Below are 12520 nucleotides of genomic sequence, written 5' to 3' on the forward strand. Positions count from 1 at the left end.
AGGTACCCCGGCGTTCACCTCAGTTCGGGGATCTCCCGGTGCAGCGCGGCGGTGGAGAGGTCGAGCCGGAGGTCGGCCCCGAGGCGGGCGGTGTCACGCCACCCCTGCTGGAACCCGGGCATCGGCTGCTTGCCGTTGCCCACGCCGTCGCCGAGGTCCTCGTTGTTGGAGCCGTTGCCCCCCGGCCGGACGAGGATGTCGATCGGCGCGCGGCCGGTGCCGTCCCCGTCGCCCTGGTCGCCTCCGCCGGACCCACCGCGGCTCGGGTCCCACCGGACGCCGGACAGCCGGTCGCCGCTCGCGCCGGTGCCGTCGCCGTCCCCCTGCTCGCCGCCCGGCCCGTGGCTGCCCGGGGTGTTCTCGGCGGTCAGCAGGATGCGCAGCGCGCGGTCGAAGGCGTCGCCGCCGGCGAGCTCGATGATCGGCCCGCCCGGTCCGCCGCTCCCGTCGCCGTCGCCGCCGTCGTCCCCGGACTCGCTGGCCTCCTCGCCGCCGGAACCGTCCTTCTCGGGGTCGTCGTCGCCGCCCCCACCGTCGTCGGAGCCGTCGGAGTCGTCGTCGGAGTCGTCGCTCCCGGAGCCGCTCCCGCTGCCGGCGTCGCCACCGGAGCCGCTGCCCTGCCCCTGCCCGCCGTCGCCGGCGGTTCCGCCACCCGGCCCCTGCTGGCCGCCGCCCTCGGCGGGCTTCTCCGAACCGAAGATCTTGTCCCACAGCCAGCCGACGGCCTCGCCGGCCTTGCCGGCGATGTCGGCGATGGCGGCGCCCGTGCTCTCGGCCGCCGAACTGATGGCCCCGCCCAGGCCCTTGACGAAGCCGCCGATCGCGTCGACCGCGCCGCCGATGGCGTCGCGCACGGTGTCGACCGCGTGGCCGACGGTGTCGCGGACGGCGCCGGCCGCGTCGGCGACCTTGTTGTACGCGTCGCCCAGGAAGCCGCCGACCTTCGCGAGTGCCCCGCCGAGCACGTCGGTCACCTTGGTCAGGATGGCGTTGCCGACGGCCGAGGGGTTGAACGAGGCACCAACCGTCACGGTGCCCCCGACGACCACGCTGCCGCCCGCGGTGACGCTGAAGCCGACCTTGTTGCCCGTGATGACGATGTCGACGTTGAACACGACGGCGAAGCCCGCCAGGGCGGCGACGCCGACGTGTGCCTCGCCGAAGTCGCCCGCGGAGATGCTGCCGTCCGCCTCCACCCCGATCATCGCCCCGGCGCGGCCCCCCACGGAGAACTCGCCGCCGTGACCGCCGATCTCGACCGAGGCGTGACCCTCCGCCCCGGCGCCGACCACGACGAGCACCCGCCCGCCGAGGTGGACGGGCCCCGCGGTCGCCTCGCCGTGCGCCTCGGCTCCCGCGCCGCCGATCGCCTGGCCCCCGACCGATGCCCTGAGGCCGCCCTTGCCGACCTCGGCGCCGACGTGGGCTCCGACCTGGTAGCCCGCCCACGACGATGCGCCCGTCGTGCCGGTGAACGGACCGATCCGGAAGCTGCCCTCGGTCCTGGCCGACCAGGCCCCGTGCTCGGCGGCCCCGCCGGAGTAGCGCCACGACGGGATCAGGGCGCTCACACGGCCGACGGCGCGGTCCCGCTCGGCCGCCGCCTGCGTCGCGGTCCGGCCCCACAGGTCCCCGGCAGCGCGGCGCACGGCATCGGGGTCACGGATGACGCTGCCGGGGGCGCCCGCAACCCCGGCGACGCTCGCCCACGCCAGACCGGTGCGCAGGGCAGCGTCCCGGAACTCGGAGCCGCGCACCGAGCCGGCGCCCCGGGTGTCGGCGGCGTACCGCGGCGCATCGTGGTCGGTCCGTCCTGGCCCGGTGACCGGGCTCGGGGTGGCTGCGTGGTGGGTCGTCTGGCTGGGCTGCGCGACGTGCAACGCGGCCCCGATCGCCGACAGGCGCGGCCCGGTCCCCGCATCCAGCCCGGGGATGCGGAAGCCGGCGTCGGTGATCCGGCGGACCTGACCCTGTCCGAGTGCTGCCGTGTCGGCCGGCACCCCGGCGCCGGTCAGCACCCGCGGGGGGAGCAGCGGCTGGGCCAGCGGTCCGACTCCCGCGGGCCCGACCGGCCGAGGCGCCAGGACCGGACCGGCGGCGCCGTCGGGCGCGGCCGGAGCGGCCGGGCCACCGCCCGTGGTCGCCCCGCTCCCCGTGCCGCCTCCGCTACCGGAGCCGGACCCCGCGTCGACACCCCCGCCGGCCCCGGACGCGGCCTCGGGGACGGCGCCGGACCCGGACCCGGGGTCGGCGCCCGACCCCGAACCCGCACCAGCCGCACCACCCGACCCCGAAGCAGCGTCCGAACCGCCACCCGACCCGGACCCGGCCTCGGTCGCCGTGCCCGAACCCGACCCGGCGCCAACGCCATCACCCGAACCCGACCCGGCGCCAACGCCATCACCCGAGCCCGAACCGGCGTCAGAGCCGCCACCGGACCCGGAGTCAGAACCCGAACCCGACCCGGCCTCGGGACCCGACCCGTAGTCCCCGATCGGCCGCGAACCGTTCCACCCCCCAGTCCCCCACCCCGCATCCGATCCCGAGCCCGCACCCGAGCCGGCTCCGACGCCCGACCCAGCATCGGCACCGGACCCCGAGCCCGCGTCCGCCGCGGAACCCGAACCAGAGTCCGCCGCGGAACCCGAACCCGACCCGGCATCGCTCGCCGAGCCCGAGCCCGAGGCGGCGTCAGAGCCGCCGCCGGACCCGGAGTCGGAACCCGAACCGGCGTCGGAGCTCGACCCGTAGTCCCCGATCGGCCGCGAACCGTTCCACCCCCCGGTCCCCCACCCGGCATCCGAGCCCGACCCCGCACCCGCGCCCGAGCCGGCGCCCGAGCCCGACCCGGCATCAGCACACGAACCCGACCCGGCATCGCTCGCCGAGCCCGAACCCGACCCGGCATCGCTCGCCGAGCCCGAGCCCGAGGCGGCATCGCTCGCCGAGCCCGAGCCCGAGGCAGCGTCAGAGCCGCCACCGGACCCGGAGTCGGAACCCGAACCGGCGTCGGAGCTCGACCCGTAGTCCCCGATCGGCCGCGAACCGTTCCACCCCCCGGTCCCCCACCCCGCATCCGAACCCGACCCCGCACCCGAGCCCGCACCGGAGCCCGACACCGCGTCCGCACCGGCCCCGTCGCCGGCGACCGGTTGTCCAGCGGAGACAGCGGACGACATCGTCATGGTCGGGGTCGAGGGCTGGAACGACGCGCTCGACACCGGGCCCTGCCAGGCCGGCGCCGGGTCGGTCGTCGGCTCGGTGGGCGACTCGGTGTGCGGCCCGTCGTCCGCGGCGACGGGCTGGACGTCCTCGGCCGACTCCGTCGACTCCACGGGCGCGCTGCCGGCGGGCGGGGTGGTGTCGGCGGCCGCGTGCGGTTCCCCCGACCCGGCGTCGGCGGTGGTCCCGGTCGTCGCCATCGGCTGGTCGGGCGAGGCGTCCGCGTGCGGCTCCGCCGACGGCGAGCCACTGTCGCTCGACGCGTCCGACGACTCCGAGGCGTGCTCCCCCGAGCTCCCCGCGTCGGACGCCGCGCCGGTGTCGCCGTCCTCGCCGCCGGAGCCGGAGCCGGAGTCGGAGCCGGTCGAGGCGTCCGTGTCGGAGGAGTCGTGCTCGTCGCCGGAGCCGGAGCCGGAGTCGGAGCCGGAGTCGGAGCCGGAGTCGGAGTCGGAGTCGGAGTCGGAGTCGGACGAGTCGTCGGAGGAGCTGTGCGCGTCGCCGGAGTCGCTGTGCCCACCACCAGAGTCGCCACCGGAGTCGCCGCCCGAGTCGCCACCCGAGTCCCCACCCGAGTCGCCGCCCGAGTCACCACCCGCCGCGTGGAACTCGCCCCCGAACAGCAGGCTCGAGCGCGAGAGCCGCTCCTCGAGCAAGGCCGGCGGCCGCACGCCGGTGTCGACCTTCAGCGCCGTCAGCACCGACAGGTCGGCCGCACTGATGCCGTACTGGGCCGCCACGTCGTCGGGACGCTCGCGAACGGCCCCGGCGAAGGCGGAGTCCGTCGCCATCCTCGCGATGAGCGCCTGCAGCTGCGACTCGGTCATCGGGATACGTCCCCCCACGGCGGCGCCATCAACGGCGCGATCATCGGGGGCTCAGCGGAGGTCCGTCAGCAGTAACCGGCTACTGCACAGCGCTGAGTCCGGACGGCGGTACGGAGGGTGATCGACGCCGGACGGACCTCCTCGAGGCGCCCGCTACGGTGGCGCCTCCCGCCCCGTCGCCCGTCGGCGTTCCCCCAGGAGGCGCCCGTGAGCGCGGACCCTGCTCGTTGCGTGGTGCTCGTGCCGGTCGGGGGTCACGTCGAGCCCGAGTGCGAGGCCGGGCTCCGGCGGCTCGAGGCGGCGGGCTACCCGGTGCGCCGCGTCCAGGGCTACGCCGCGATCGACCAGGCCCGCAGCCAGATCGCCTCGGACGCGCTGGCCGACGGCTTCGACGAGCTGCTGTGGATCGACTCCGACGTCGTCTTCGACGTCGACGACGTGCGCCGCCTGCGGGAGCACGACGTCCCGATCGTCTGCGGCATCTACCCGAAGAAGAACTCCCGGGCCCTGTCCTGCCACCTGCTCCCCGACACGCGAACGGTGCGCTTCGGCACCCACGGCGGGCTGCTCGAGATCCGCTACGCGGCGACGGGCTTCCTGCTGACGCGCCGCGAGGTCTACGACGGCATCGCCCGCCACGAGCAGCTGCCCGTCTGCAACCAGCGCTTCTCGACGCCCGTCGTCCCGTACTTCCTGCCGCTGCTCATCCCCGACGGCGACGGCACCTGGTACCTCGGCGAGGACTTCGCGTTCTGCGAGCGGGCACGCCGCAGCGGCTTCACGATCCTCGCCGACACGCGGATCAAGCTCGGCCACGTCGGCTCGTACCGCTACTCCTGGGAGGACGCCGGCGCCTCCCGGGAGCGGTACGCGGACTACGAATTCACGGTCTGGACCGCCTCGCCCGAGGGCCCCACCATCAGCGGATGACCGACGACGGCGCGACCCACGCGACGCTGAGTACCGGCTGGGAGCCCGACGTCCCGGTGGACGACACCCTCGCCCGCCGCTTCGTCTTCGCCTACGCCGACCGGCTCGCCGCGATGGCCGCCCGCATCGACGGGCGGGTGCGCGACGTCGAGGGCGCCCGGCTCGTCGACCTCGGCTCGCCCTTCGGTTACGACAACGCCCTGGTGCTGACCCGCCCGCCCGAGCCGGCGCGCTGGCCCGAGCTGCTCGCCGCCGCGCGGGAGTTCTTCCCGCCCGACCGGTGGTGGATCGTCCTCTCGCTCTGGCCGACCCCGGACCTCACCGAGCTCGGTCTCGTCCGCGTCGGCCACCCGCCGCTGATGCTGCGTCCCCCCGCCCCCGCCCCCGCCCCGCCGGCGCCGTCCGACCTGGAGATCCGCGAGGTCCGCACCGAGGCCGACCTGGCCGCCTTCGAGCACGTCCTCGTCAGCGGCTTCGAGATCGAGTCGGTCGGCACGCCCGCCATCGCCGACCTCGCCCTCACCCGCGACCTGCTGCACCTGCTCGTCGGCCACGCCGACGGCGAGCCGGTCGCCACTGCCGGCTGCGCGGTGCACCACGGCATCGTCGAGGTGGACTGGGTGGCGACACTCCCGAGCGCCCGCCGCCGCGGCTACGGCGCCGCGCTCACCGCGGCGTCCGTCGCCGTCGCCCCCGAGCTCCCGTCCCTGCTCATCGCCAGCGACCACGGGCACGGCGTGTACCGGGACCTGGGCTTCCTCGACCTCTTCCGCACGACGATGTGGGAGCAGCCGCCGCACTGAGGAAGAGCCAGAGAAAGTCCGCGGAAAAGTGTGCGACCGCGGAGGGGCCACCGCTCCTACCCGTGCACCGCGGCCCGACCGGGCGGCGGGCCGGGCCCACGAGGAGCTCCCATGCGACGTCTGTCGATCCTGATCGCCACCCTGGCCGCCTGTGCCGTCATCGCCGCCACAACGGCCGTGGCCGGGGAGGCGCAGGCGGCCCCCGCCGTCGTGCAGGTCGCTCCCGCAGCCGGCGTCCACCAGGGGTGGTTCCGCGACTGGAACGCCTGCATCTGGGGCATCGGCGTCCCCGCGGGCGTCGCCATCATCATCGCGCGCACCCCGCAGACCTGGTCCTCGGTCAACCGCCTCCGGTCGATCCCCGGGGTCGGCTGGTACGTGCCCCGGGTGCTGAGCGCGTGCGGTCGCTTCATCCGGTCCTGAGACGACCCGGGCCCGGCTCCTGCCGCAGGAGCCGGGCCCGGGCGCGTGGCCGTGCCCGGGGAGACCCGGGGGGCGTCTCCCCGGGCATGGTCGTCGGTGCCGGTCAGGTCGACGATCCAGCGGGCGCCCCCTCGCCACCGGCGAAGCCGGTGGGGCCCGGGGTCGGCGCCCGGGTGCAGGCCTCGCAGGGCCCGGAGGGCAGCTCGTCGTCCCGCGGGTCGGGCGGTTCCGGGACGACCGGCGGCGCCTCGGGCAGCGCCGGGGGGCGGCTGAACGGCCCGAGCGGCGCCCTCGGCAGCGGCACGGCGGGCTGCCCCGGCCGGACGCCCGGCCGGGTCCCCGGTGCCCCCGGCTGGGGTCGCACCGAGGCCGTCGGGCCGGTCGACCGTCCGGACGGCGGGGACGACGAGCCGGTCGGCGCGGCCCCCGTCGGGGACACCGCGCTCGGGGCGGGCGCCGGAGCGCCCGGGCCGGCGATCACGTCCGGCGCCGTGCTGCCCGCCGTGAGCACGGCGACGGTGAGCACCGGCGCGACGACGACCGCCGCGACGATCGGGGCGAGCACCGCCGCGGAGGCGTGGGTGCCACCGCCCAGGCCCGCGGGCCACCACGACACCGACGTGCCGGCGCTGCCGCCGCCGGGCTGGAGCATCGGTGTCGCGTGCCGGGCGATGCTGTCGCCCAGCCAGCCCGGCGCCGGCACCGCCACGGGTGCGGACGCCAGCAGGGCCGTCGGGGAGACGAGGCGCCCCCGGGCGTCGCGGCACCCCGCGCAGCCCTCGATGTGGCGGTTCAGGCGCTTGCGCAGCAGCACGGTCATGCCGCCGTCCCACCCGCCGAGGAGCGCGTCGAGCTCGGCGCACTCCGCCCGCCGGTGGCGGGCGACGAGCAGCGCTCCGAGGCAGCGCTCGACGGTCGTGCGCAGCCGTCCGACGAGGGTGTTGGCGTGGGTCGCGCTGACGCCGAGGGCGTCGGCGAGCTCGGGGCCGTCGAGGCCGTGGCGGTAGTGCAGCTCGAGCACCGTGCGGTCGCGGTCGGCGAGGCCGCCCGCCGCCGCGGCCACAAGCTCCGCGAGCTCGGTGCGCGCGGCCAGCGCGTCCGGGCCGTCGCCGGCGCTCGGCCCGTCGGGCATCGCGTCGGTGGGCTGCTCCCGGCGACGGCGGCGCAGGCGGGCGAGGGCCTCGTGGCGCGCGATGGCGTAGAGCCAGGGCCGCAGCTTGTCGTGCTCGCGCAGCTGGTCGAGCCGGGTGGCCGCCACGCAGAAGACGTCCTGGACGCAGTCCGCGGCCGCGTCCCGGTCGCGCAGCATGCCCAGGCAGAAGTCGTGGAGGGCGTCGCCGTAGCGCCGGTAGATCGCCGCGAACGCCGTCGGGCTGGTCGGCGCCGCGGCGGCGAGCGAGGCGTCGCTGACGCGCAGGGGCCCGGTCGCGACGCCGGGGCCGCCGTGTCGCGGTCGCGGCAGGCGGGCCACCTCGGTGGGCACCAGCCGGGGCCCGGTGGTGACGGCGGCGCCGTCGGTCGCGATCGGGCCGGTCCGGGTGTCCGGAGCGGGGCGGTGCCGTCGGTGCGGCCGGGTCTCCTCGACCGTCACCCGACCACCGGACCGACCTCGTCGTGGCCCCGTCGTCGCGCCATCGCGCACCCCCCTCGCTCGCCCCCGACCGGGGGTCGATCGGCCATCGGGAAGGGCACGACGGGTGTTTCCGATCACCGACGTGTGATCGACGGCGTGCGCCCAGCGGCCCGTGCCGGGGGCCCGCCGGTGAGCGCGGATGCGTCCCGCGGACGGTGGCCGCGCGCAGTGCACGGGAGCCCGTGCGCGCCGTCGTGCACCCGGACGGACGACGGCGGGTGCGGCGATCGCCCGGGGCGAGGGCGAGGTCACGTCACGACCGACGTGGGGGCGTGGGTCGCGGGCCCAAGGGTGGGCAGCCCCTGGGGTACCGACGAGCGAGGGAGCAGGTCATGCCCGACCGCCACGTGCAGCCGTCCGACGGCGAGTGGACCGTCACCGTCCCCGGCGACGAGCAGGTGACCGCACGGACCGCCACCGAGGTCGAGGCCGTGGAGCGAGCCGTCACCATCGTCTCCGACCACGGCGGCGGGGAGGTCGTGGTGCACGGTGAGGACGGCGAGGTCGTCGACCGGCGCCACGTCGACGCCGGCGACGGCCTCGCGCCGAGCACCCGCGCCGCCGCGCGGGAGGCCGGCGCCGCCGTCGAGGCGGTCGGCGAGGACGCCGCGGAGACCGCGGAGGACGTGGCCCGGGACGCGTCGACCACCGCGAAGAAGGCCGCCGGGCACACCCGGACCGGGGCGCGGAAGGCCGGCGCGACCGCCGCGGCCGCCGGGTCAGGGATCGCCGACCAGGTCCGGGCCGTGGGCGAGGGCGACAAGGACGTGTCCTCGGCCGCGCAGGACGCGGCGAGCATCGCGCAGACCACCGGCGAGCAGATCGCCGAGCGCGCCGAGGGCACCGCCCGCGAGGTGGCCGCCGAGGCGCGGGCCGCCGGGCCGCGCGCCGCGGAGCGGGTCGACGAGGGCGCCCGCCGGGCCGCCGAGGACGCCGTCGCGGGCGCGGACCGCACCGCGACCCTCGGTGCCCGGGTCGGTCGGGAGGCCGAGGACGCCTCGGACAGCGTCGGGCGGCAGATCCACGCCTATACCGAGGCCCTCGCCGCGCCGCTGGACCAGCTCGCGCGGACGCTCAACCCGGTGCGGGTCACGGGCCGCGTCGTCGGCGTGGTCGTCGCCGGCGGGCTGCACCTGTTCGGGGTCGGCGCCCGGAGCGGCACCGCCGCCGCCCAGCAGGGCGCCCGCCGCGTCGCCGCACGCTAGACCCTCGGCGTCCCGGTGGTCCGCCCCCGGGGCGCCGTCCGACCGGACGAATCCGACATCATGCTCCGGTGCGACGCATGGCCGAGGCCTCGTTCCGGCTCGAGCAGGAACAGGGTCGGTACGCCCCCCACGTACGACCGGTCAACGAGCTCGTCGACGAGCTGTGCCGCTCCGGGGACGCGTGGATGCCGCACGTGGCGCCCGTCCACGGCGGCGTCAAGGCGCGGGTGCTGACCGTCCTGCGCGACCCTGGCCCGAAGACGCAGGTCGGGGTGGGCAGCGGGTTCCTGTGCGTGGAGAACGACGACCCGACCGCCCAGACCCAGATGGAGCTCATGGCCGAGGCCGGCGTCGCCGCGGGCGACGTCACGCCGTGGAACGCCTACCCCTGGTACATCAACGCCGCGCCGCGGGCCGCCCAGCTCGAGGCCGGGGTCGAGCCGCTGCGGCGGCTCCTGCTGCTCCTGCCCCGGCTGGTGGCGGTGCTGCTGCAGGGCAACGAGGCGCACAGCAGCTGGGACCGGCTGACGAAGCGTCACCCCGACGTCGCCCGGCGCCCGCAGCTCGTCGTGCGCACCTTCCACCCCAGCCGGGGAGCGCTGCACACCCCGGACCCGGACATCCGCGCCGCGCGGGTGGCGCACCGCCGGGACGCGTGGCTCGAGGTCGGCCGAGCGCTGGCCCCGTAGCGCCGGTCAGGACACCGCCCGCCCGAGGACGTCGCGCGCGATGACGATCTTCTGGATCTGCGGGGTGCCGTCGCCGATCTGGTAGCCCGAGACGTCGCGCAGCAGCGCCTGCAGCGGCATCTCCTCGGACCAGCCGAGGTGCCCGTGGAGCACGACGGCCTCCTGGATCGCGGCGAACGCGACCCGCGGCGCCCACCACTTGAGCATCGCGGCCTGCGTCGTGTGCGGCTCTCCGGCCATGCGCCGCCCGAGCGTGGTCCAGGTCAGCGCGCGCACGGCCTCCAGGTACGTCATGTGTTCCGCGATCGGGAACGACACGCCCTGGTTCGCGGCGAGCGGGCGGCCGAACGCCTCCCGCTCGCGGACGTGCACCGCCGCCAGGTCGAGCGCCCGCTGCGCGGCGCCGACGCAGGTCAGCGCGATGAGCGTCCGGGAGAGGTCGAACTCGGCGAGGATGCGCTGCAGCCCGCGCCCCGGCTCGGCGAGCACGCGCTCGTCGGGCACGAACGTGCCGTCCATCGCGATCGAGCCGCGGCCGAGCGGCCGGAAGCCGGGGTCGGCGAAGCGCTGCGAGCCGACGGTGGGGTCGGCGGTCTCGACGAGGAAGCAGCCCAGGCCGCGGGCCCGGCTGCCGGGCTCGGTCTGGGCGAGCACGATCGCGACGTCGGCGTGCGGGGCCTGCGTCACCGACGTCTTCTCGCCGGTCAGGCGCCAGCCGCCGTCGACCCGCTCCGCGCGGGTGCGCCCCGCCGCGGCGTCCGAGCCGCCGCCGGGCTCGGTGACGGCGAAGCAGCCGAGCGCCTCGCCGGCGGCGATGCGGGCCGCCCACCCGCGGACCTCCGGCTCCGGGTGCTCGGCGAGCAGCGTCACGGTGAGGTTGGTGGCGAACAGGACGTAGCCGAGGTTCGGGTCGGCGTAGCCGACCTCCTCGCACGCGAGGCCCAGGGCGATGAGGTCGCCGCCCTGGCCGCCGTGCTCCTCGGCCAGCGTGAGGTCGAGCAGGCCGGCCGCGGCGAGGCGGGCCACCTGCGCGTGCGGGAACTCCTCGCACGCGGCGCGCTCGCGGTAGCCGGGCAGGAACTCGGTACGGGCGAGGTCGCGCACCGAGCGCCGGAACGCGCGGTGGTCCTCGCCGAGGACGAACGGGGCCGTCATCAGTGCACGTTCCGCGTCTCGCCGGCCCAGTAGGCGGCCCGCAGCACCTTCTTGTCGATCTTGCCGACGCCGGTCGTGGGCAGCTCGGGCACGACCTCGACGCGCTTGGGGGCCTGGTGCGGACCCTTCCACTCGCGGACCAGCGCGGTCAGGGCGGCAACGTCGACGTCGGCGCCCGCCTTCGCCACGACGAAGGCGGCGACCGCCTCGCCCCAGCGCTCGTCGGGCACCCCGACGACCGCCGCCTGGGACACCGAGGCGTGGCCGGTGAGGACGTCCTCGATCTCGCGGGGGTACACGTTGAACCCGCCGGTGATGATCATGTCCTTCTTGCGGTCGACGAGGTGCACGAAGCCCTCGGCGTCGCGCACCGCGAGATCGGTGGTGCGCAGCCAGCCGCCCCGCAGCGCCTCGGCCGACTCCTGCTCGCGCTTCCAGTAGCCGTTCATCACCGCCCGCGAGCGCAGGCAGACCTCGCCGACCTCACCGTCGGGCACCGGGGTGCCGTCGTCGGCCTGCAGCTCGAGCCGCACCCCGAGCACCGGGCGCCCGCACGAGGTCAGCAGGTCCGGCCGCCCGACCGGGTCGTGCTCGTCCTTGCGCAGAGCGGTGGCCATGCCGATCGACTCGCTCTGCCCGTAGCCCTGCAGCATCACCGGGCCGAACGCCTCCTGCGCCTCGACCAGGCGCTGGGGCGTCATCGGGGCCGCCCCGTAGCAGAGCGTCTCGATCGAGGAGAGGTCCCGCGTGGCCGGGTCGGCCTTCTCGAGCATCGCGTAGATCATCGTCGGCACGACGAAGGCGAAGTTGACGCGCTCGGTCTCCACGGCGGTGAGCCACGCGTCGGGCTCGAAGCCCTGCTGGAGCACCACGGTGCCGCCGCGCGCCAGCGTCGCCGTCACCGGCAGCACCGCGGCGTGCGTGATCGGCGAGGCCGCCAGGTAGACCGGGCTCTCGGGCAGCCCCCACGACGTGGTCACCGACAGCGCGAGCTGCACCAGCCCGCGGTGCGGGATCATCGCGCCCTTCGGCGTGCCGGTGGTGCCGCCGGTGTACTGGAGCCAGGCGGTGGTCTCCTCGTCGAGGTCGGGCCGACGCAGCGCCCGCGGCGCGGTGGTGGCGCACCGCGCCAGCAGGTCGGGCCCGGCCTCGGAGGGGCCGAGCGAGAGCACGTGGCGCACGGTCGCCGCCCGCTCCGCGACGGCGGCCGCGCGCTCCGCGTAGGCGGGGTGCGCGACGAGCACCTCGATCTCCGCGTCGTCGCAGAGGAGGACGTGGTCCTCCAGGGAGCTCAGCGGGTGCAGCCCGGTGTACCGGGCCCCGCTGAGCACCGTCGCGGTCTGCACGACGAAGACCTCGGGCGCGTTCGGGCTCAGCACCCCGACCGCGCTGCCGACCCGGACGCCGAGCTCGTCGAGGACGGTCTGCGTGCGGCCGACGAGGTCGGCGATCTCCGCGTAGCTCGCGCGGCGGTCGCCGAGGACGAACGCGTCGCGGTGCGGGTAGCGGCTGAGGGCCTCGACGACGACGTCGCCGTAGGACGGGCCGACGGCCCAGGGCGGTGTCGGCGTGACGGTGGGAGCCACGGCGCTCTCCCCTCGGTGCGGTTCCGGTGTCGGCGGCAATGTTGACTGCT

General features: G+C 76.5%; 10 protein-coding genes. 6 read left to right on the plus strand and 4 right to left on the minus strand.

The features are described from left to right. Window positions 1–14: 14 nt before the first annotated feature. Complete coding sequence (locus ABD994_RS18890) at window positions 15–2000, minus strand: hypothetical protein (RefSeq protein WP_345418391.1); 1986 nt, start codon at window positions 1998–2000, stop codon at window positions 15–17. A gap of 1183 nt (window positions 2001–3183) precedes the next feature. Here ABD994_RS18890 and ABD994_RS18895 point away from each other — a divergent pair. The 4 genes from ABD994_RS18895 (at window position 3184) to ABD994_RS18910 (ending at window position 6202) form a co-directional block, all read left to right on the plus strand. Continuing rightward, window positions 3184–4167, plus strand: a complete 984-nt coding sequence (locus ABD994_RS18895; protein WP_345418393.1) for a hypothetical protein — start codon at window positions 3184–3186, stop codon at window positions 4165–4167. A gap of 86 nt (window positions 4168–4253) precedes the next feature. After that, the gene (locus ABD994_RS18900) at window positions 4254–4976 is read left to right on the plus strand and encodes a hypothetical protein (RefSeq protein ID WP_345418396.1); all 723 of its coding nucleotides are present in this window, start codon (window positions 4254–4256) and stop codon (window positions 4974–4976) included. Next, window positions 4973–5779, plus strand: coding sequence for a GNAT family N-acetyltransferase (locus ABD994_RS18905; RefSeq protein WP_345418399.1), 807 nt, complete (start codon window positions 4973–4975; stop codon window positions 5777–5779). Before ABD994_RS18900 ends, ABD994_RS18905 begins: the two co-directional genes overlap by 4 nt. A 111-nt stretch (window positions 5780–5890) precedes the next feature. Continuing rightward, window positions 5891–6202: a hypothetical protein gene (locus tag ABD994_RS18910; RefSeq protein ID WP_345418402.1), complete on the plus strand. Its 312-nt coding sequence runs from the start codon at window positions 5891–5893 to the stop codon at window positions 6200–6202. A gap of 103 nt (window positions 6203–6305) precedes the next feature. On the opposite strand, the gene ABD994_RS18915 is transcribed toward ABD994_RS18910, so the two are convergent. Further along, a complete protein-coding gene (locus ABD994_RS18915) occupies window positions 6306–7793 on the minus strand; it encodes an RNA polymerase sigma factor (RefSeq protein WP_345418405.1) in 1488 nt (495 codons plus the stop codon). A 374-nt stretch (window positions 7794–8167) separates the two neighbouring features. Between ABD994_RS18915 and ABD994_RS18920 the strand changes: the two genes are divergently transcribed. Both ABD994_RS18920 and ABD994_RS18925 read left to right on the plus strand, forming a co-directional pair. Continuing rightward, entirely contained in the window at window positions 8168–9040 is an 873-nt protein-coding gene (locus ABD994_RS18920; RefSeq protein WP_345418408.1) for a DUF2188 domain-containing protein, read from the plus strand. Between the two features lie 68 nt (window positions 9041–9108). Next, a complete protein-coding gene (locus tag ABD994_RS18925) occupies window positions 9109–9729 on the plus strand; it encodes a uracil-DNA glycosylase family protein (RefSeq protein WP_345418411.1) in 621 nt (206 codons plus the stop codon). Window positions 9730–9735: 6 nt separating this feature from the next. On the opposite strand, the gene ABD994_RS18930 is transcribed toward ABD994_RS18925, so the two are convergent. Further along, window positions 9736–10884, minus strand: a complete 1149-nt coding sequence (locus tag ABD994_RS18930) for an acyl-CoA dehydrogenase family protein (protein ID WP_345418414.1) — start codon at window positions 10882–10884, stop codon at window positions 9736–9738. Beyond that, window positions 10884–12470, minus strand: coding sequence for an AMP-binding protein (locus tag ABD994_RS18935; RefSeq protein WP_345418417.1), 1587 nt, complete (start codon window positions 12468–12470; stop codon window positions 10884–10886). The genes ABD994_RS18930 and ABD994_RS18935 overlap by 1 nt, the downstream gene beginning before the upstream one ends. Window positions 12471–12520: the final 50 nt, after the last annotated feature.

It is taken from the genome of Actinomycetospora chlora (assembly GCF_039542135.1).
GTDB lineage: Bacteria > Actinomycetota > Actinomycetes > Mycobacteriales > Pseudonocardiaceae > Actinomycetospora > Actinomycetospora chlora.

Bases quoted from the DNA above. Each gene is read 5' to 3' on its own strand.
- ABD994_RS18895 (WP_345418393.1), top strand. From the start codon at position 3,184: ATGGTCGGGGTCGAGGGCTGGAACGACGCGCTCGACACCGGGCCCTGC.
- ABD994_RS18920 (WP_345418408.1), top strand. From the start codon at position 8,168: ATGCCCGACCGCCACGTGCAGCCGTCCGACGGCGAGTGGACCGTCACC.
- ABD994_RS18930 (WP_345418414.1), bottom strand. From the start codon at position 10,884: ATGACGGCCCCGTTCGTCCTCGGCGAGGACCACCGCGCGTTCCGGCGC.
- ABD994_RS18905 (WP_345418399.1), top strand. From the start codon at position 4,973: ATGACCGACGACGGCGCGACCCACGCGACGCTGAGTACCGGCTGGGAG.
- ABD994_RS18910 (WP_345418402.1), top strand. From the start codon at position 5,891: ATGCGACGTCTGTCGATCCTGATCGCCACCCTGGCCGCCTGTGCCGTC.